This is a genomic window from Cytobacillus oceanisediminis 2691, assembly GCF_007678455.1.
GTDB classification, from domain to species: Bacteria; Bacillota; Bacilli; order Bacillales; family Cytobacillaceae; genus Mesobacillus; species Mesobacillus oceanisediminis_A.
In genome coordinates this window covers 251886-272721 of sequence record NZ_VEEP01000003.1, presented here as the reverse complement: position 1 = coordinate 272721, position 20836 = coordinate 251886, and the positions used below count along the sequence as shown (strand labels likewise).

Sequence of the window (20836 nt, the reverse complement as noted above, 5' to 3'; positions counted from 1 at the left end):
AATGAAAAGTAATCAAAGATGGTGACTAAATGCATACGGTTGTGCTTTTTTTGATATTGGCAATCTTGTCATTAACCTCCCTGTACTTCTTGACCAAGAGAATGAACGTCACGAACTTCTGGGGCTGTTATTTTTTATCCAATATTCTTATCACAAATACAGGTTTAATCATTAATTTAAATTTAAAATTAACCAAGCAAGACCCATCAAGTCATTTAATTTTTTGGACTCAAAAAATTCCCGAGTTAACTCTCAAGCCTGCCTTACTTATATGGTTAATCTATATTTTGTTCTCTAATAGAACTATTTTTAGAAAATCAATTTATTCTTTAATCTTTTTAACAGCACTTGTTTCAATTGAAATATATTTTGTCCATATAAAATATTTACAATGGGTTGAGTGGAATGGGTTTTATTCCTATTTGAGATATAGTCTGATTATTATTTTATTGGCGCTCTTTTCCTTTTACTTAGAAAAATTCATTAATAAAGAAGAGGAGGAAACGATATGATTTTACCTCTTCCTGAGAAATTTGATGCTAATGAGATTTTTATCCTCTGTTCTACCGTTCTTACTTTGGCTCTAATGTATAAATTACCTAGATACTTGTCTATAGTAACCATCATTATCATTTGGCTGTTTAATGTCTTTCTTGCTTTGACTGCTGATATAACCCTAAGTGTAAAACCTTATGAATTATACTATACGATCGACCATAACACACATGAACTATTTGATGAATTATTGCACTTTGTAACGTATCCTACTCTGCCTTATTTTGTAGTGAACTTTTATCATTTTTTCAAACCCAAAGGAGTAAAACTTATATCTTATATCGTTTTTTGGTCCGGAATCGCTATAATGCTTGAATGGATTTCTGTTAAATTTCATGTTTTTACATACACCGGCTGGAACTTGTTGTTATCCTTTGTGGTTTATTTGGTTGTTTTTACCGCTAACATTTGGCTTGCAGACTTTATTGAAAAGAAACATCCTTCCAAATGGACAACAACTCATTGACACTGTTTTGCAGAATCCCTTTTTAACAAATACAGGGGAGGTCTGTTGAATTAGCGATGATGAAAGAAAACAAGAAACACGCTAAAGATTAGCGTGTTTTACACTTCGTCAGGCATAGGGGCAGGTGTAGAATCCATCTCTGTGCCTTCGTATTTTTTATCGATCATATGACGAAATGTCTTGTTATTTGTCCCTTTTTCAAATTCTGATTTAGCCTCAAGGGCTATGTCCACACAGGCCCGCCAGCTAGCTTGTTCTTGATGGTCAGCATTTGAATGGCAGCACTGATCGGGGTTATACTTTGTCGAAGAACAGCCAGTAATTGACGTAATTTCTTCACTGAACCTTCTTTTTTTAAAAAGTTGCTATTTTACTATAAGAATACCAAGGTTCAATGCTTCTATTCTGAATAGTTGGATGAGTTGAGGTTTCAGCATACCTAAATCACCTTCTTGAAATAATTAGGAATAGAGAAGGATATGCCTCTTTAACCACGAATAGTGTTAAAGAGGACTTGAATCATAAAGGAGTGGGTGACATGCAGAATAAAAAGCCAATTAATGACGCTCTGGACCACATGAGTAAAATCGAAGGATACCCTGCGGATGTAGATCTAAAAAAGTTACCGAAGCCTTTTAGGTATTTTGGGTATGCCATGATTAGTTTCTTTTCGCTTTCCATTTTGTTTATCATCATTGCTAAGCTGTTCACATAGCTACATCCAATGCAAGCTGCTTTTATGCGCTTTTTTGGTGGAATTTAAGTATGAATTAATCGGTCCATTTAGAGGTCATTATATTTAAGAACTTTCCAGGAGCATCTTGGTCCACTGGATTCTTCCAAATCGTTCATATAGAATGGTACTAAGCCGAATATTAAGGGAGTCGAAATATGGGGAATCCTAATTATCAGTTAAAAGTTAATAAAAATGAGTTCGTTTGGAATAGCCTGGGAGGAGAGCTTACATTTGATGGAGCACCTGCTTTGTTGTTCTGGGATTCGGCGATTGAGCTGTTTCTGAAAACGATTGAAGAAATATCCGGAAATGATGTCTCGAAGACTGTCTATGAAGTGACCGGGTATCGAATGGGACATCTTGTAAGCTCGTATTATGAAGGCAGAACTGATGTCGTCGAGCTTTTAAATGAATATAGTGATATATATAAGAGTGCTGGTTGGGGAGTTTTTGAGATTCATGATTACTCTTATGAAGAAAAAAGGGCTGTTGTGAGAATCCGGAACAGCTGGGAGCACCGGATTTTTAAACTCGCTGATAAAAATAAAGTGGGCGTTCTGCTTCCAAGTCATTGGGCTGGCATTTTCAGCGGACTATTTCAGCAGGATATGTGGTACAAAATGACGAAGAGCCAGCTGCACGGTCATGAATATGATGAAGTGGAAATTTTCCCATCGGACATTACGATTTCGCAAAATATTCATTTATTAGCTAGAAAGAAAGACCAGGAGAGCATAATCGACCTGGAGAACAAGGTAAAGGAGCGGACCGAAGAGCTGTCCTCATTGGTTCAAGAGCTTTCTTCCCCAATTATTCCTGTACTAAAGGATATTCTTGTTATCCCGTTAATTGGCAAGTATAACGAAGAACGGGTCAGCAACATGTTAGAGAAATCACTTACTGAAGTCACCAGACTGAAGGCTAAATATTTGCTGATCGATTTAACTGGAATCAAGCAGGTCGATAGTTATTCCATTCATGGAATACAAAAATTGATCCAGGCAATCCGCCTGATTGGCGCCAAATGTTTCATCGTTGGTGTTTCATCAGAGCTGAGCATTCAAATCTTAAGATCAAACATTAATCTTGATGGAATCCAATCCTTTTCCAGCCTGCAGCAAGGCGTAGAATACGCCATCCAGCAAAATGGGTATGAATTGGTGAAAAAGAAATGAAAAATGGCTGGACTGGAGAATTTGGCTCCTGGTTCAGCCTTTTTTACTTTAAAGTTTGGGACATATGTCCTTCCTGTAAACTCTAATCTGTCTTTTAATGAACATATACATTAGGATTAAGGAGAAAAGTAAATGAAGGGTATTGTTTTTGCGGTTTTAGGAGGAGCTTTCATCACTTTGCAAGGGGTAGCCAATTCAAGAATCAGCCAGGATATTGGCACATGGCAAACGGCGACGATTACCCAATTTGCAGGGTTCTTATTGGCCTTAGTTATTTTATTGTTTTCTGGGAAAGGGAAGTTCCACGGATTTTCGAAGGTACGACCACTTTATTTAATTGGTGGTACATTTGGAGCGATTGTCGTATTCGGGAATGTAACAGCCATCCATTATATAGGTGTCACCCTGACCGTCTCTGCTATGTTGATTTCCCAGCTTGGAATGACGGTCTTAATTGACAAGAATGGTTGGTTCGATGTTAAAAAGCAAAAAATGAAGATGTCGCAAATCATCGGTATTACCCTGATGGTTGCCGGGGTGATGATTCTCGGTATGTAACAAAAGGGAAGGATTGAGGATGTGAAAATGGTAAATATTGACCAACTTAATGACTTTTTACGATTGGATGAGATTGCTCCTTTGTTTAATGAAGAAATCCTTCCTTACTTATCACTTTACCATTTTAATAAAGGGGAATTGATTTGCTCTCAGGGAGAGGCTGCTGAGTTCTTATATATCCTGGTTAAAGGAAAGGTGAAGATTTATACCACTTCAGAAGAGGGAAAGACACTGATTCTGTCGTTTAAAACGCCACTCGAAGTGATAGGGGATATTGAGTATGTCCAGGAAATCGACACTATCAATACCGTGGAAGCTGTGACTCCAGTCATCATGATCGGAGTAAAGCAAAGTGCTGCCAGACAATTCTTGAAGAATCATCCGCCATTCATACAATTTTTGCTTGAAATCATTACACGGAAATTCTATATCAAATCACAATTCATGCGCCATAATATTATGTACCCGGTAGAGACACGGTTAGCAAGTTATCTTGTATCAGTCGCTTATGATGAAAATGACGCACTAGTAAATGGAAATGTCAGCACATCCAACCTCACTGATATCGCCAATCTGATTGGAACGAGTTACAGACACCTGAATCGGGTCATCAAGCAATTCAGTGCTGCCGGACTGGTAGAACGAAACAAGGGGACGATCCTGATCAAAAATTTGGAAGGACTGAAGTTGGCAGCAAAGGAAAATCTTTATGAGTGATAAATGGGAGGCTATAAAATGTTAATAGGTTTATTATCCGCCATAATTGCAGGTGCGCTTGTCGGCATGCAAAATATCTTCAACAGCAAGGTCAATGAAAAAGCAGGATCCTGGGCGACCACAACCTTGGTGTTAGGGCTCGGTTCTCTGGCCTCCTTCTTCATCGGCCTGTTTTTTGAAGGCAGGGAGATTTTTAATTTGGCAAATATGCAAGGGTGGTATTGGTTCAGCGGTTTTCTGGGAATTGGAGTTATAACTGGAATTGTGCAGGCAATCCGGTTTCTGGGACCGACATTCGCCATCTCCATCGTGCTGACATCTCAACTCGGATTTGCAGTATTATGGGATTCACTTGGCTGGATGGGACTCGAAAAAGTTCCTTTTACCGAAAAGCAATTGCTAGGAGTTCTAATCATATTAGCAGGCGTCATCGTTTTTAAATGGAGTGAAGGAAGAGGAGAAAAAGAAGCTGCTGTTCCCGTAAACCAGCGAAAAAAAGCGGAAATATTATAATCATTTTTTTATAAGAGAATTTATCTACGACAGTTTTTGCACTGTCGTATTATTTTTGTCTTTTTCTTTTATTTTTAATTTGCTTAGTTAAAATTATTATCTAACGATACAAACATGGTATAATTTTTAAAAGAAAAAACGGACCAAATATTAGGAGCTGAAAAAGTGAACCCATTCGAAAGATTCTCCCGATACCTTATTAAAAATGCTGAAAAGATCAGTAAGGAAATTACTGACTATAATTTGAAAAAACTTGACATAGAACTGCCTGACGAATTAGTTTCCGAGTCCATAAAGACGAACACGGAATTCCTTGGGTTTCTCGGGGAGACACTTAATCTTTCGAATGAGATGGTCGCAGAGAGGTTCAATCAATGGTATGAACAAAAACAGATCAAAGAAAAACAAGCTCAGTACGCAACCCAAGAGCTTGAGAGCATCATTAAACCGTATGCGGAAACGCGTCTGCAGCTGATTGAAATGTTGACGAAAGTGTCGATTGGCGAAGGACTTTCGACTGAAGAGATTGTTTTTGTCAATAACCGTCTCAGTTATCTGCTGGATTTAAGCATCACTGAAACGATTATCGAACGAGAAAGACAAACAAAAACGATGAACAAAAAGAATGAGCAAACCATTACTGAGCTTTCATCGCCAATTGTCCCGATTGAAAAGGGCATGGCAATTCTGCCGCTCATTGGCGAATTCGATTTTGAACGAAGCGACTATATCATGACTCATGTGATCCCCAAAATCAGTGAGCTGAGAATCAAAACGCTGATCATCGACTTTTCCGGGATTGCTACAATTGATGGAGAAATTGCAGCACGGATTTTCAATATCCATAAAGTCCTGAAACTGATTGGAATCGAGACGATGCTTACAGGAATTCGGGCAGACCTCGCAATTGACGTTATTAATACCGGCATCGATTTTTCCAAACTGGACACTTACGGAACCGTCCAACAGGCAATTTTATCCTATGGAAAATAACAAGAAGAACGAACGGCAGTTGGCTAAGCTGCTGTTTTTTGTTTGTCTTCATTTTAAAAAGGGAATTTCATTTGTGTAGATTGGAGGGAACAATTAAATGAATGAACACAAGAAAACAAAAGCGAAAAATACACTTCTCCCCGTTTTTTTGATCGCTGCAGGTCTGGGTACATCCATCGCTTTTCTCTACTTATTCGCAAATCTAGCGGAGGAAATGCTCGAATCCGAAGTAGAAAGTTTCGATAGCAGTATCATTGGATTTTTCAATCGGTTTGCCACTGACTTGCTGGATGGAATCATGTTTTGGATCACCGAATCAGGTTCGATTTGGTTTCTGACTCTTTTCTCAATACTATTTCTCTCATTCTTATGGTTAAAAAAGAGAGACAAATGGAGCATTGTATTTTTTATCACTGCCATTGGAGGAGGAGGCCTGCTGACGAAGCTGCTGAAACTTTACTTTGGAAGGGAAAGGCCTGCCATCGATGAAACAATAGACGCAATCGGGTACAGTTTTCCGAGCGGACACTCCATGGGTTCCTTGCTTTTTTACGGATTCCTGGGTTACTATCTGCTTCGTTCCGATTTGAAAAAAAGAATCAAATGGACCGCTTTTTACCTATGCGGACTGATTACTATCCTAATCGGGATCAGCAGGATTTATCTTGGGGCGCATTATCCGAGCGACGTCATTGCCGGCTATCTCGCTGGTGGCATCTGGCTGATTTTATGTATTCTGGCATTGGAGTACGTAAAGTGGAGAAGTGCTTCACAAAGGAAACCAATAAGGGCATTTAAAGAGTTTATTGGCCGACAGTTGAATCAAAAATTATAATAGGATTTTACTGTGAATGGTCCCTATTTTGCGCGGTATAGACCGAGTTTTTTTAGCTGGTTACTAGAATAGTGGCCAGTTCTTTGGGTAGTGTGATAAATATCACAACTTCCAAGAGGTGTTGTTGCTATAAATTCATGCAAATAGGGAGAAAGCGTGGGAAGATAGAATGCTGACATCGTTAAAGCGGTTAAAGGTAGCGCAAGGGGAAAAACAAGCACTTCAAAATAAAGTAGACGAATTGTATGTCCAGTTTGGAGAAAAGGAAGCTTTTTTTCAGGCTTTTATGGAAAAATTCGCGCGGGAATTGGGGAACACGATTTCTCAGCATGAACTGGTTAATGATCAACATTATGTAATGGGGAGTATGGTCGGTCAGATAAAAACCCACTTTGATAAAGTGAATGAGATTAGTCAGGATTCTGTCCATCATGCAGCAGGGCTTGCTAGTAAAGGCCACGGATTAATCAGTTCATCAAAAGAGATGGTTCTGAAGTCTGCTGAGGGCGGCGAAATGGTCAGGCAGGTCGAACAACTGATTAATCGCGTCGGGGAAATTTCAGATCAGGCATTCCAGAATATGAAGAAATTGAATGAACGCTCTAGGGAAATCGAAATGATTGTCAAGGTCATAAAGGAAATTGCCGATCAGACCAATCTCCTTGCTTTGAATGCATCGATTGAGGCAGCGAGGGCAGGAGAGCATGGCAAAGGTTTTGCGGTGGTAGCCGAAGAGGTTCGCAAGCTTGCCGAGAATACAGCTAAAAGCACGGATGATATCGGTTTGCTAACAGCCAACATCCAGAATGAAATAGAGGAAAACATGAATTCAGCAACGTCCAGCGCAAATTTAATTCACCAAAGCATTCATTTAAGCAAGAAAGCATCAGCTGGCATGGAATACATATCCTCGGTCATCCAGGAAGTAGAGTCAGAAGTTGGAGAAGTTATCGTGGAGATCGAGCATCAGAAGGACAGCTCACACCAGGTAATGGATGAACTTACTCAAACAAAAATCCTGTTTGACCAGGTAAACGAATTGATTCAGCAACATATAGAAGAAGCAAGTAAAGTGGACATAAAACTGGAAGAAACGAATAAGCAGATTGAGAGTTTTAATTTATAAAAATAGAAGATTCAACACATGCGACAGGAAAGTACTGTCGCCTTTTTCTGTTGGTAGCAACAAAGCTTTGTCTGAAGTAAGATTTTCTGCGGACAAAATCCCGGTGTACTAGCAAGGAAATGTCCGATGTAAAATCATCTTCGGTCAAAATAACAGGAGAGAAAACTATTAAAACATCCAACACCAATGGTGTGTCCCCTATTATGATTTCCTATTCAATTATTAAAAACAAAGATGTATAATTACATTATTGTTATGTATATTTATAAATTAGTAGAAATAGATACATAGGGGGACAAAAGGGATGTCATTTTTATCGGATCACCTAATAAAGCAGGCGGTGCAGGACCGTCGTTATCTACATCAGAATCCGGAGTTATCTGGTGAGGAATATGAAACTAGTAAGTATATTCGAAACAGGCTTGAGGCTCTGGGAATTAAGATATTGGACTTCGAGCCTCCGAGTGTTGTTGGGTATATAAAAGGAATAACCGGAGAAAAGACACTTGCATTAAGGGCGGACATTGATGCTTTACCGATGCAGGAGGGGGGAGATAAACCTTATCTGTCAAAGAATCCGGGCGTCGCACATACATGCGGGCATGATGGCCATACAGCCGTGCTGCTTGCAGTGGCGGAATGGATAGTCAACAACAGGCAAGCCGTAGACCACAATATTCTGCTTATTTTCCAGTCATCAGAGGAAATCACGCCAAGTGGAGCGGAATATCTGGTCAATCAGGGAGTTCTGGAAGGTGTGGATGCGATTTTTGGCCTCCATTTATGGCAAGGAATGAAAATGGGAAAGCTTGGTCTAGCACATGGACCGCAAATGGCTTCTTGCGATGATTTTGAAATTACGATTGAGGGCTATGGCGGGCACGGGGCATCACCGCACGAAACGGTGGATCCGATTTATGTGGCGTCCCATGTCATGCAGGCTCTGCACGGAATCGTCAGCAGAAAGCTTAATCCCATTACACCGGGTGTTATTACCATCGGAAAAATTGAAGCCGGTTCTACCTATAATATAATCCCCGGTTCCGCCTCGCTTCATGGAACGGTTCGAGGCTTAACTCTTGAAGCAGTCCAGACGATGCGCTCACAGATTGAAAAGCTTACCGAAGGGATCTGTTCGGCATTTGGGGCAAAGGGAAAAGTCGAATTCATTTTGGGGACACCTCCACTGGTTAACGATGTAAAACAAAGCAGTTTTGTCGAACATGTCATCCAATCTTCTTATGGCGATGACCAATTCGAGCTTGTCCTGCCAGGTATGGGAGCAGAAGATTTCTCACATTATCTTCTTCATAAACCAGGAGCTTTCGTATTTGTCGGCATAGGAAGTGAAAAAAGCGCCTACCCGCATCATCATCCGAAGTTTGATATAGATGAAGACGCATTGCCGATCGCAATCAAATTGTTTGTTGAGATCGTTAAGGCTTATAACTAGTGCGTTGAAACAAAACGGGCAAAATCAATTTAAAATTGATTTTGCCTTTAATTTTCCATTTTCAAAATTTCTAACCATTTTCTTATTTACCAAATTATTTATTTAGTGTAAAATTACACTAAATAAATAATCGTTAGGGATGTGGGGACATGAAAAAAGATGTAAGTTCTTTAATTGTCTATATTGTGGTTGTGCCGATTTTTCTGTCGTTCTTGGGGATAGGTGTTTTACCGATTGAGAAAATTGGACCGGCAGCTTTGCTTTTGATTGTCTCAATCACTGGACTAGCCACAGGTATTTATCATGCAAAAAGATCCAGTGCCGAAAGCTTTTATGCACGATATCTTCCCGTTTATGTGCCGCTCTTTATAACAGTTTTACTTGCCACTATAGGGATGATTGGATCGAAAGGTTTCTTCGGACATGATATTTGGTCTCTTTTCGTATTCGCTCTATTCCCATTCCTGCCGAACACTTTTATTTCTGCTATGATGGGTAAATTCCTATTTGCGTTTGCGGTCCCGTTTGCTTATTATCTCTTCTTTTTAGTTGGCTTTTTCATAGCAGAGCGGCGAAAAAATACGAAGGTACCTATCAACAAGATTTACATGGGGGGAAGCATTTCACTCCTCCTCGTCTTCTTTGCCATTAGCGGCGCAATCTACATGGAAAGGGCAAAGCACGTTTTGCCACCGTCGTATGGCTTCGAGTATGGGAACGGTTTTTCCAGTGTAGACCTGGAGCCGTATACTGTCAGCAATCCGAATAACAAGCTCCCAAAGCTAAAAGAACCAGAAAGCTTCACGGTGGAAAACCTTAATGAGATGCCGGTGCTCGATGGGGCAGAGGCTGCTTTTCCCGTTTATTCAGCCTTCGCGAATGCTACATATAAAAACATTTCTGTCAAGTCCACACTTCCTACTGGTGAGGAGATTGTGAGTTTCACCAATACGATTTATGCATATGAAAGACTACTGTCTGGTGAGGTGGACATCTTTTTCGGTGCCCAGCCATCAGCGGCGCAGCAAAGTCTGGCTGAAAATAAAGGGAAGGAACTCGTACTAACACCGATTGGAAAGGAAGCGTTTGTATTTTTCGTAAATGAAAAAAATCCGATTAATGATTTATCATCGGAAAATATCCGATCGATCTATTCTGGCAGGATCACCAACTGGAGTGAAATTGGCGGAATTGATGAGAAAATCCTTGCGTTCCAGCGGCCAGCGGATTCCGGCAGCCAGACGATCATGATAAAATTCATGAGGGATGCGCCGTTAATGCCAGCTTTGAAAGAAGAGGTAGCAGGGATGGGAGATCTGATGGAGGAAGTGGCAAACTATCGGAACTATAAACGTTCATTAGGTTATTCATTCCGTTTTTTTGCTACAGGCATGAATCCGAATGAAAAAATCAAGCTACTCTCTATTGACGGGGTCGAGCCATCAAAAGATAATATTGCAAACGGTACCTATCCATATGTCGTCAATCTATACGCGATTACAGTAAAAGATAATCCGAAAAAGACAATCAAACCGATGCTTGAATGGATGCAGGGCCCCCAGGGACAATATTTAGTTGAAGAAGTAGGATATATTCCTTATGGAGAATAAACAATTAAAGGCTGAACCAAGTAGCGAGGTTACAGCCTTTCTTTATGGTCGTAAATAGACTCTTTTCGAGATACTGTCTGTAAGTGTTTTATTATAGGCTTTGCGTTGTCAATGAACATTCTGCTTAATTAGACACCATTTACCTTATCTAGTAAAATCAATAGTATTCAGATATTCCTAAATTCGTGTAATTTACAGAGAAGCTTTACATAATCGAATATCCGCCACACATATCCTTTTTGAAAGAAATGAATTAACAAACAAAAGGATCAATTACATTTACATACGAATTTTATGGAGAAAATAGGGGTACCCAATGACAAAAAATTGGAATGAAGAATTGTATAAAGCACTTATGGAAAATAAAACGGCACTAGCTGATCAATGGTTACAGATGAGAGAGAAAAGGGCAGATTCCATCTATTCTGCTGATGCTGATCAAAAGTACGAAATGCTTTTGAGGGAGCAGAACGCTTTGACTACAAAGACAATCGCCAGCTCATTACTGGATGATAAGAAAGAATATCATGAAAATCACGAACAATGGGCAGCGATGGTGGCGCAGAGTCGGGCAGATTTAGGAACTCCCATTTATGAAGTGCTTGAAGCTGTCCACCGCTTTCGAATAGTCATAATGGATTTTTTTGGCTCCTATGTCACTGAACAGGGAGATGTCATTACCAAGCAGCATATACTAAACTGGAATCAATCGATTCATTCGGCATTTGATTTGTTGATCCAGGAATTTTCGAAAAAATACTATCTCATCACAAGGGATCGGATGAAAGCCCAGCATGATTTAATCACTGAATTAGGTGCCCCGATTATTCCGTTAGGAGATACGAGTGCTGTCTTGCCGCTGATAGGGGATATAGATACCGAAAGGGCAAAAAAGATATTGGAGACTGTTCCAGCCAAATGCATCGAGAAGGAAGTGGACAGGTTATATATTGATTTATCAGGCGTTCCCGTTGTTGATACAATGGTAGCACAGCAAATTTACTCCATCATTCAGGTGTCATCCCTTCTTGGCATTGAAACGGTTCTTTCAGGTATTAAACCGGAGGTAGCCATGACATCTGTCCAGCTTGGCATCGATTTAAAAGGGGTAAGGACCTTTAACTCATTGCAGCAAGCATTGCAGAAGGTTGGTCGGTAGATTAAATTATAGCTAGTACTAATAGAAGATCGATAAAAGGTACCGGCTTCTGAAAGCAATTAGATCCATTCAGGAAATGGTGGACTATAAACAGGGTGCTTATTTCAGTCATGTTTGTTGAGCAAGCCTAAAACCCAGGTCGAAACAGGATTAAAGGTATACCTTTTGAAGACCAAAGATCTCTTTGAACCATAAAAAATAAACCAAAGGATTCACGAGTGAAAACGAAGCCTTTGGTTTTTTGTATTCTATTACCCGTTAAGGATTTCATTGATTCTATCTAGAACATCATTTGACAATTTCACGCCTGAGGCTTTTACGTTTTCCTCTAGCTGTTGTGGGCGGCTTGCACCTACAATTGCACTTGACACGTTTGGCTGTCTTAAAATCCATGCAATAGAGAGCTGTGCTAAACTTAAATTTTCTTCAGCTGCCACGGATTTTAACTGTTCCACTTTTTCAAGGTTTTGTTGTGTAAGGATGTGGGACATATTTGTATTCTGCTGTGCTGCTCGGCTGCCTTCAGGTGCCATCTGGTCTTTTGAGTACTTTCCTGTGAGCACACCTTGTGCTAGTGGAGAGAAAACAACCTGGCCAATCCCATGCTTTTCGCTGACAGGGATGATCTCATTTTCTATGTTACGGTGCAGCATGCTGTAATTCGGCTGGTTGACGACAATTCTATCTAGAAGCTTTTTATCAGCAAGATGGACCGCTTCGGTAATTTGTTCAGCTGTCCATTCGCTGACACCAAGATAAAATACCTTTCCCTGTCTTACCAAATCATCAAGAGCACGCAATGTTTCTTCCAGCGGGGTTTCCTGATGGTATCGGTGGCAATAATAGATATCAATGTAATCCATTCCTAGCCTCTTCAGGCTTGCATCGCATTGCTCAATGATATGCTTGCGTGAAAGCCCCTGATCGTTCGGGCCATCACCCATTTTTCCAAATACCTTTGTTGCTAGTACATACGAACTTCTAGGGTATTTGGACAATGCTTTGCCGACCACTCTTTCAGCCTCGCCCCGGATATAGACATTTGCAGTATCAAAGAAATTGATTCCAGATTCATACGCTAAATCAATCGAATCAACCGCATTTTGCTCTTCCACATACCCGCCATATGTAAGCCAGCTGCCAAGACTAATTTCACTTACTTTCAACCCCGTGTTCCCTAAGCGGCGATATTCCATGTAAAAACCTCCTGTTTTTAGAATTTACTTAATACTTACACTATAAAACAGGAAGGATGACAGGTCTATTTTTTTCTTCGGAAATCGAAAGAAAGGAGACCTATCGTATTTTGAAATGGTTATTATTTAGTAGACATAAGACAATGTTTGCATTATGTGCGAACGTACATTCCTATGGTATAATTATCTAGGTACAGTAAATGCGGGGTGGGCAGCGGCCATTCCTCACTTTCTTAGGAAAGGGGGTGCCGCTGATGGTTACGTACGAAGCAATGAAAATGATGATTAGTTTTGCAACTATAGTCATTGCCGTAGTCGCATTAGGTATTTCTGCAAACAAAAAGAAATGACCTACCCCTGCAACGCCAATTGTTTGAGTAGATCATTTCTTATTCAAGTAGTGGCCGCTGCACTTCAAGCAGCTAGCTGTACACCTGAGTTTCCGGTTGCACCCGGAAGCTCTTTTTTAATATATGGACTATTCATGTATATTATAAACAGTTTTAAATCGAAAAGTAAATATTATGGCATTAAGTTGCCATGAGATTGTGATTATTTTACGTACTCGCATTAGGTATTTCTGCAAACAAAAAGAAATGACCTACCCTGCAACGCCAATAGTTTGCGTTGGTCACTTCTCATTCAACATGATGGCCTCTGCACTTCAAGCAGATGCTGTATATTAAGTTTCCGGTTGCATCCGGAAGCTTTTTTAATATATGACCTTTTAGTAACTATAGTTATTTTGAAGGAGTAAAGTAAATATCTTGGCGAACGACATGCTTCATCATTGAATCAGATTATAAAGAAGCAGAAATGCTGATATCCACCTCTATCGTAGCATATAAATGAGTACGACTATTCTCCGAATTGCAGGTGAATGAAATGAAACTTCAACAAGGTTTTCAGAATTTGTCAAAACGGAATATGGATTTTGAAGAGGTCTTCCAGCATATATTGTCGTTCATCAAAGTGCAGCCAAATGGCAACCACAGATTAATCATTGGCACCGACTCTCAAGTGCATGGTTCCTACACCCGTTTCATCACAGGAGTTGTCATACAACGTGAAGGAAAAGGTGTATGGGCTTGCTACCGTTCAGTTGATATAGGAAGAAAAATTGAAGCCTTGCAGGAGAAGATTTCGTTGGAAACAAACTTCACGCAAGAAGTTGCCTGCATGTTCACTCCGCAAAAACAAAAACAAATAATCGACCTATTGCTTCCATATGTTAAAAAAGGTGCCAGTTTCAAGATGGTGGGACATTTGGATCTGGGCCTGGGGGCAAAAAATAAAACGAGAATATATGTGCATGAAATGATTAAGCGTATCGAATCGGTCGGGCTCGAAGCACAAATAAAGCCTGATTCATTTGTGGCCTCCAGTTATGCGAACAGATATACGAAATAAGGGGTGTTCACTTTATTATTCAATGATAGAAAAAAATTATGGGGGTTATTTAATTGAAAAAGTATTTAGTAGGTTTGTTGGTTTTATTTTTAATTTTTAGTTTAGGTGCTTGTTCATCTGAAAGTTCGAAGGCCTCCAAAGCAGAGGATAAGAGTGAGGAGAAAAGTTCTGATGATAAAGCAAAGTCAGAAACCAAAGCAATGGCAGAAGCAGAAGCCAAAATGAAGGCAGAAGCGGAGGCCAAAATGAAGGCAGAAGCGGAGGCCAAAGCGAAGGCAGAAGCGGAGGCCAAAGCGAAGGCAGAAGCAGAAGCTAAAGCAAAGGCAGAAGCAGAAGCCAAAGCGAAGGCAGAAGCAGAAGCTAAAGCAAAGGCAGAAGCAGAGGCCAAAGCAAAGGCAGAAGCAGCCTCAAGTGGGGGATCAGAGGTCTTTGCCAATTGCACTGAACTAAGAAAAAAATATCCAAATGGTGTGCCTGCTGATCATCCAGCCTATCAACCTAAAATGGATAGAGATAAAGATAATTTTGCTTGTGAAAGATAATTAACTATCACTTTAAAATATCCATGAATAATTCGTTCTCAAATAAAGAGATTAGATATTTATTTCCTTGATGTGATTCTTCATACTGAACACTACTGTAATTAAGTTAATCTTGGATTATAATATAATCAATAGGTTTATGAAGTTAAGTATGTTTACATTCCAAGAGTTATAGAATGATTATAGGAAACAATTACAGGAGAGTCCTAAATGAAAAAGAAATTGAACTATTTAATCTTACTTATAACGATTATCTCTATGGTTGGTTGTACCAATGTAGAAGATGCATCGGATACGGATCGAGAAACAGATCCACAAGAAGTAACCACAGTTAATACAAATAGTGAAAAAGAAGAAACTAACACTACGGATGTTGATGTGGAGGAAACGCCATCCCAACAAAATAATGAGCTGTTCTCAGGCTACAAACTTATTGAAGTTGATGGCGGTGTTTTGTCTGGATATCGTGAACCTAATGTCGTCGTTGATATTGGTTATGGGGAACGTGAATATTGGGCATTTACTAATGAATACGGTCAACTAGTGCGTGTCATTGCTGATGAAATCATTCTACAAGATGACCGTAACGAACCTGTATTATCTTCTGGACGATACTATTCTGACGAAGCAAAGGTTCCAGGTGTTGAAAGTGACGTTTTAGATGAAGGACACATCATTGCTGATTCTCTCGGAGGGGTATCGAATGCTTATAATATTACACCGCAAGATATTACTCTCAACCGACATGGTGATCAAGCTTATATGGAAGAGGTGATCCGTAGCGCTGGTGGAGCCACTGATTTTGAAGCAATTATCACATATCCGAATACGGAAACCCAGATTCCTTCCAGCTATCAGTATACCTATACTTTAATGGGTAACAAGATCATTGATAAATTTGATAATGTGAACCCAGATGAAGTAAACGCATCACTTGGTTTAACAGGCAGTGATCCTTCTGATTCAAATAGTTCCAACACAAACGATGATGTTTCTAGTGTTGATACTGACGGTAATGGACAGGTGACGATTAAAGAAGCCAAAGCAGCAGGTTTCAGTATGCCAATAACGAGTGATCATTGGTTATACCCATATATGCACGATGCTGATAAGGACGGGATGGTAGGAGAGTAAGCCCCTGGAATTCCGAGCCTGAACATAGGGATATTTTTTAAGTGTTATGTAAATAGTGGCTAAAATAAGAACAAGCGGATAGCAAAGTAAACAAGGAAATCAACTCGTCAGTCTTGACGAGTTTTTTTATTAACTTCCCACTTAAGATGAATATGAATACATATAAATGCTTCTGAAATCATAAATGGATATATATGTTAATATTAAGTTGGTAATAGATGTATAGTTGTAGTGAAGTGTAAAAGTGGATGTAAATTAAGAAGTGGAACTTTCTTTTAATGGCTGATGGATTGGAGGGAAATTTATGAGAAGATATTTGTTTTTTATAGCTATTAGTATGATCTTTTTGTTGATTGTGGGGTGTGGGGATATAGAGAAAAACTATGTTCCTACAGAATCTGACATTGTGAATAGAAACAGTGATGGACTAGTTAATGAAACTAGATTAAAAGACTTTATTAATAACACAGAAACTGGGCAAAAGGATCATATTCGTGTAGTTAATTACACGAAGGAAGGAGACCCAATTCTAACTGATTTAAAATATAACGGAGAGCAACTAGAAGTTACAAACGATTCGACCAGAGATGAGTTTGGCAGTGGTGAGATAAGCACTTTTACTTGCAAGAACATTTCATTTGCAGGAAACAAATATACCATCATGGGATGCGAAGGGTATAAAATACCATATCACTTGGCAGAGGGTAATTGAACAAAGTTAGGTTTTCTATAAGGAATCACAGTTTAAAATTCGAAAACCTCAATTACGCCTAAAACTTATGAAATGAGGTAATAATAGTTGAGGATTAATAACCAGATATTTATTGAATGGGCAATTAAGAGGGTTTACGAAGACTTTTCTTTTACAAAGGCAATAGAATCTGCCATAAATTTAGTAAGCTTAAAAGAAGGTGAAAAGGTCGAAGTACATCAGGTGATAAATATAGGGGAATTTAATGACGAAAAAATATTTCTGATTATTTTAAATGTTATAAAAGGTTAACGGAAAAAGTTTGGCTATACCCATATTAAGTTTACTTATAAAAAAGTATTAAAGGAAGCAGAAAATTGCGCTTCCTTTTTCGAAATTATTTCCAATGATAAGTAGTATTAGAATTACTAATATGCGATTCCTACTCGCGATTTTTTATAGTCGTTTGTACTTATTTGCTTATAAGTAAATTCTGCTGTATCCTGTACAGATATTTCGGTTCCACCCTCTGGCAAAAAGTCTCTGCTTATTCGATATTTGCCTAGCCGTTCTCCAATTGGCAAGTAAGTAGGACAGACAATAGTCCATTCGAGCTTAGATTGTTTGAGCAGATCGTAAACTTTATGATGTTCTTCGGCAGCACGAGTTGACTTCCGCTTTGATTCAGTTGATTGATAACGGAGAATTGCTGGGGTAATTCTGCTTTGCAGAATACCTGCAGTTCCAACCGTTATTATTCGATTAATACCTTCGTTTTCCATTGCTTCAATAATTAATGGCATACTTTCTGATAAAGTGGATATGCCATCAGTATTTAACGCACTGATTACCACATCAATCCCATGCATTGCCTGTACTATATCTTCTTTATTTAAAACATTCCCTTGAATAATAGTTAAATTTTCATTATTTATTTCGATTTTCTCTGGAGTGCGGACTAAAACAGTAACATGATGTCTGTCGAGAAGAGCAAAAGAAACTATCTGACTTCCAACTCGACCAGTTGCACCTAAAACTAATATATTCATACGTTGAGCTCCTTTTTTAAAGTACTAATATTTTACTATAAAGGCCATTTTATTGTTTGCTTAAAACGGGTGAGTAAATTTAATTAAAGTTGTAAATAAGGGGGAGTACGCCGATGTTTAAGAAATTATATTTAGATGGCCTGATAAATCTTGAACGAGACGGTAATACCTCTTTAGTAATAATGATGTGTGGGGTAGCAGGTTCCGGTAAAACTACATTAGCCCAGCAAATAGAAAAACAAGGATTTGTACGTCTTTCAATCGATGAAGAAATTTGGGCTACTAATGGTCGGTATGGCATTGATTACCCAGTTGAAAATTATGAGGAATACAAGGAAAATGCAGAAAGAAAATTAAGGAATCAACTAGTAGAGTTAGTTCAGGATAAACGACAGGTGGTAATTGACTTTAGTTTCTGGCAACGTTCAAGAAGGAACCAATATAAACAGATAATTGAAGAGGCTGGCGGTGAATGGAAACTAATCTATTTGAAAGTCCATCCAAACGATTTGCGTGAACGACTTAAGTTACGAAGCCAACGTTTTGATGCAAATGCTGCCTTTACTATCACAGAACAGATATTAACTGACTACCTTAGTGGTTTTGAAATACCAGTAGGTGAAGGAGAAATTGTAATTGAAAATTGAAGCATTCTAATAAAACTTCTTTACACGTAACTCCCGCTAAAAAGGGAAGATGCGATTATTCTTATTGAATAATCGCATCATTATAAAACACTTACTTTTACAGGTTTTATTGCTTCAAAAACTTACGAGGATGGTTGGACTGACCTCTTTTCTATGGAGGTTCTTATTTAAGTTCAGGCGCCTTTCGATGGTTGGTTGCTTCTTGATAAGCGTAGGCTAGTTTAATCAACGTTGGTTCGTCGAATTCTTTTCCCAGCAGCTCGAGCCCGACTGGAAGGCCGTTGTCACTGAAGCCAGCAGGAACCGAGATTGCGGGGAATCCTGAATAAGGACTTAAGCGATTTGCATTCCCTGCACCCTGGCTTTTGCCTACCTGTGCCGGTAAAGCACTCGAAGTTGGATAGAGCAGTGCATCAAGCCCATGTTCATTAAACGTTGCCATTAAGCTTTCCCTGGCCAGTTTAGGACGATTTGTAATAATGTCTTGATATTCCTGATCATCTTCTAATGATTCTCTTTCATTACGGGATTTTAAGCCACTTTCCAGACTTGGATGGAACTTCCCGCTTTCAATAATATCTGATAACGTTCTTACAGGTGCATCCGGTCCAAGGGCAGCCAAATAGTCATTTAACTGAAATTTAAATTCGTATCCACTTAAGCTTGGATAAGAAAGAATTGAACTAAGATTGGGAACTGTTACCTCGAACACTTCTGCTCCGAGCTCTTCCATGTCCGCAATCGCTTGATCCATTACTTTATTGACTTGAGGATCCTTCCCATACAGGTCGCGAATAACGCCTATCCGAGCTTTCTTTAATCCATTTTTCTTAAGGTAATGAGTGTAGGTTTTTGGAACATTTCCGATACTGGCCTCAGTAACAGGATCTGCTGGGTCATATCCAGCAATTGCATCAAGGACGACAGCCACATCTTCAACGGTACGACCCATCGGTCCGCCGACATCTTGGGATAGTGCAAGCGGAATGATTCCATCCCGGCTGGCAAGTCCCATAGTAGGACGCAATCCGACAAGGTTATTAAAGGACGAAGGTATTCGGATGGACCCGCCAGTGTCTGTCCCTAATCCGACAGTGGCAAAGTTGGAAGCAACCGCGGCTGCGGTACCACCGCTTGATCCTCCTGGGTATCTTGTTAAATCATAGGGATTATAGGTTTGTCCGCCAAGGGAACTGATGGTTTGGAATCCAAAAGCAAATTCATGCAGATTAGCTTTGCCTAAGATGATCGCTCCATCATCTCGTAATACTTTTGTTTGATAGGCATCATTTAGAGGGGTGGAGCCTTCAAGTGACAGGGATCCTGCGGTAGTTTGCATATTGTATGTATCATAGTTGTCTTTTAATATGACCGGAATTCCATGCAATGGACCGCGAACTTTTCCCGCTTTTCTCTCTTTATCTAGTTGTTTCGCTTCTTCTAAAACGTTTTCGTCAAGCGTAATGATAGAGTTAATGCTGTCATCATACTCCTCTATCCGATTGAGATAGAATTGAACCAATTCCTCAGAGGTTAACCTGCCACTCTGCATAGCGTGCTGCAATTCAAATATTGTTGCTTCCTCAATCTCAATGGATAAAACTCTTTCAGCGGCAGGGCTTCCTGAATTAGCAACAGCACCTATTGGAGCTGCGTACGCCCCTAAAGCCATTACTAGAGCAATAAAGAAAACTATAAATTTGTTATACCAATTTTTCATACGGGACCCCTTTCATTTTCGGAATAATTAGAATATATCAAGCTATATTTATACTGTATATAAGAGGAAGGTAATGAAATAACTGGTTATATAGGGAATATTGGCCATTAGAAAGGATTCATTTTATTCTACTTGAACAGGCAAGTTACGATGCCAAGTGCCGCAATAAAAAGTTTGAGAATTATCTTAAGTCTACCTTCAAGGGGAATGTATAAAATGATAAAGTGACGTATAGGAAGTTAACTAAAGCATGAAAAAATAAAATGTACCCTTTAGAGTAGATACATAAAAAGTACTCCCATATAGGGTACTTTAATTTGTCGTGAAGAAGGAATGAAAGCTGGATTAGCCGAATAAATCATAGTAATCATGGTGTATTTTCAAAATAAAAAAAGGAGACAAGATTTTTTAGTTAAATTGCCGACAATCGGAAAAATGAAAGTTATTTTATGTGAATGACTTTTTGGATTGAAGTTATGGCCACCTGAAGTTTCGGATTATCTGCCATTTTGGAGAGAAGTAGAACTCGGTGAGTAAGTAGTGTGCAATAG

At 39.3% G+C, this 20836-nt stretch carries 21 protein-coding genes and 2 pseudogenes; 19 read left to right on the top strand and 4 right to left on the bottom strand.

Annotated elements, in window-relative coordinates:
- Nucleotides 1-508: 508 nt before the first annotated feature.
- Nucleotides 509-1021 carry a hypothetical protein gene (locus tag FS736_RS07735; protein ID WP_144475807.1) on the top strand — a complete coding sequence of 171 codons (513 nt, stop codon included), beginning with the start codon at nt 509-511 and terminating at the stop codon, nt 1019-1021.
- Between the two features lie 98 nt (nt 1022-1119).
- On the opposite strand, the pseudogene FS736_RS25460 reads toward FS736_RS07735, so the two are convergent.
- Nucleotides 1120-1257 (bottom strand): annotated as a pseudogene (locus FS736_RS25460) (PCYCGC motif-containing (lipo)protein); the annotation flags it as partial.
- Between the two features lie 302 nt (nt 1258-1559).
- Between FS736_RS25460 and FS736_RS07725 the strand changes: the two are divergent.
- The 11 genes from FS736_RS07725 (at nt 1560) to FS736_RS07675 (ending at nt 11896) form a co-directional block, all read left to right on the top strand.
- Entirely contained in the window at nt 1560-1736 is a 177-nt protein-coding gene (locus tag FS736_RS07725; RefSeq protein WP_144475806.1) for an amino acid transporter, read from the top strand.
- 176 nt (nt 1737-1912) lie between these two features.
- Nucleotides 1913-2932 carry an STAS domain-containing protein gene (locus FS736_RS07720; protein WP_144475805.1) on the top strand — a complete coding sequence of 340 codons (1020 nt, stop codon included), beginning with the start codon at nt 1913-1915 and terminating at the stop codon, nt 2930-2932.
- A gap of 132 nt (nt 2933-3064) precedes the next feature.
- On the top strand, nt 3065-3490 hold the full coding sequence (locus tag FS736_RS07715) for a DMT family transporter (RefSeq protein ID WP_144475804.1): 426 nt from the start codon (nt 3065-3067) through the stop codon (nt 3488-3490).
- A 27-nt stretch (nt 3491-3517) separates the two neighbouring features.
- Entirely contained in the window at nt 3518-4207 is a 690-nt protein-coding gene (locus FS736_RS07710) for a Crp/Fnr family transcriptional regulator (protein ID WP_395883509.1), read from the top strand.
- Nucleotides 4208-4225: 18 nt separating this feature from the next.
- The gene (locus FS736_RS07705; RefSeq protein ID WP_144475802.1) at nt 4226-4720 is read left to right on the top strand and encodes a DMT family transporter; all 495 of its coding nucleotides are present in this window, start codon (nt 4226-4228) and stop codon (nt 4718-4720) included.
- Between the two features lie 165 nt (nt 4721-4885).
- Entirely contained in the window at nt 4886-5713 is an 828-nt protein-coding gene (locus FS736_RS07700; RefSeq protein ID WP_144475801.1) for an STAS domain-containing protein, read from the top strand.
- 97 nt (nt 5714-5810) lie between these two features.
- Nucleotides 5811-6548 carry a phosphatase PAP2 family protein gene (locus FS736_RS07695; RefSeq protein WP_144475800.1) on the top strand — a complete coding sequence of 246 codons (738 nt, stop codon included), beginning with the start codon at nt 5811-5813 and terminating at the stop codon, nt 6546-6548.
- Between the two features lie 169 nt (nt 6549-6717).
- Nucleotides 6718-7674: a methyl-accepting chemotaxis protein gene (locus FS736_RS25405; protein ID WP_144475799.1), complete on the top strand. Its 957-nt coding sequence runs from the start codon at nt 6718-6720 to the stop codon at nt 7672-7674.
- A gap of 304 nt (nt 7675-7978) precedes the next feature.
- Complete coding sequence (locus tag FS736_RS07685) at nt 7979-9127, top strand: M20 metallopeptidase family protein (protein ID WP_144475798.1); 1149 nt, start codon at nt 7979-7981, stop codon at nt 9125-9127.
- A gap of 149 nt (nt 9128-9276) precedes the next feature.
- Nucleotides 9277-10737: a substrate-binding domain-containing protein gene (locus FS736_RS07680; RefSeq protein WP_144475797.1), complete on the top strand. Its 1461-nt coding sequence runs from the start codon at nt 9277-9279 to the stop codon at nt 10735-10737.
- 316 nt (nt 10738-11053) lie between these two features.
- Nucleotides 11054-11896 carry an STAS domain-containing protein gene (locus FS736_RS07675; protein WP_144475796.1) on the top strand — a complete coding sequence of 281 codons (843 nt, stop codon included), beginning with the start codon at nt 11054-11056 and terminating at the stop codon, nt 11894-11896.
- 251 nt (nt 11897-12147) lie between these two features.
- On the opposite strand, the gene FS736_RS07670 is transcribed toward FS736_RS07675, so the two are convergent.
- Complete coding sequence (locus FS736_RS07670) at nt 12148-13092, bottom strand: aldo/keto reductase family protein (RefSeq protein ID WP_144475795.1); 945 nt, start codon at nt 13090-13092, stop codon at nt 12148-12150.
- 254 nt (nt 13093-13346) lie between these two features.
- Here FS736_RS07670 and FS736_RS24805 point away from each other — a divergent pair, with 254 nt between their 5' ends.
- From FS736_RS24805 to FS736_RS07645, 6 genes and pseudogenes are all read left to right on the top strand, one after another.
- A complete protein-coding gene (locus FS736_RS24805) occupies nt 13347-13442 on the top strand; it encodes a putative holin-like toxin (protein WP_222125062.1) in 96 nt (31 codons plus the stop codon).
- Nucleotides 13443-13977: 535 nt separating this feature from the next.
- Nucleotides 13978-14502, top strand: coding sequence for a ribonuclease H-like YkuK family protein (locus FS736_RS07665; RefSeq protein ID WP_144475794.1), 525 nt, complete (start codon nt 13978-13980; stop codon nt 14500-14502).
- Nucleotides 14503-14915: 413 nt separating this feature from the next.
- Nucleotides 14916-15044, top strand: a pseudogene (locus FS736_RS24220) (excalibur calcium-binding domain-containing protein); the annotation flags it as partial.
- Nucleotides 15045-15254: 210 nt separating this feature from the next.
- Nucleotides 15255-16178 (top strand): DNA/RNA non-specific endonuclease, encoded by a 924-nt coding sequence (locus FS736_RS07655; RefSeq protein ID WP_144475792.1) that lies wholly within the window; start codon nt 15255-15257, stop codon nt 16176-16178.
- A gap of 304 nt (nt 16179-16482) precedes the next feature.
- Nucleotides 16483-16890, top strand: a complete 408-nt coding sequence (locus tag FS736_RS07650) for a DUF4362 domain-containing protein (RefSeq protein WP_144475791.1) — start codon at nt 16483-16485, stop codon at nt 16888-16890.
- Nucleotides 16891-16977: 87 nt separating this feature from the next.
- Nucleotides 16978-17181, top strand: a complete 204-nt coding sequence (locus FS736_RS07645) for a hypothetical protein (protein ID WP_144475790.1) — start codon at nt 16978-16980, stop codon at nt 17179-17181.
- 116 nt (nt 17182-17297) lie between these two features.
- Here the strand turns inward: FS736_RS07645 and FS736_RS07640 are convergent, their stop codons facing one another.
- On the bottom strand, nt 17298-17918 hold the full coding sequence (locus tag FS736_RS07640; RefSeq protein ID WP_144475789.1) for an NAD(P)-dependent oxidoreductase: 621 nt from the start codon (nt 17916-17918) through the stop codon (nt 17298-17300).
- 113 nt (nt 17919-18031) lie between these two features.
- Between FS736_RS07640 and FS736_RS07635 the strand changes: the two genes are divergently transcribed.
- Nucleotides 18032-18565 carry a P-loop nucleotide/nucleoside kinase family protein gene (locus tag FS736_RS07635; protein WP_144475788.1) on the top strand — a complete coding sequence of 178 codons (534 nt, stop codon included), beginning with the start codon at nt 18032-18034 and terminating at the stop codon, nt 18563-18565.
- 163 nt (nt 18566-18728) lie between these two features.
- Here the strand turns inward: FS736_RS07635 and FS736_RS07630 are convergent, their stop codons facing one another.
- A complete protein-coding gene (locus FS736_RS07630; protein ID WP_144475787.1) occupies nt 18729-20285 on the bottom strand; it encodes an amidase family protein in 1557 nt (518 codons plus the stop codon).
- Between the last annotated feature and the right edge of the window lie 551 nt (nt 20286-20836).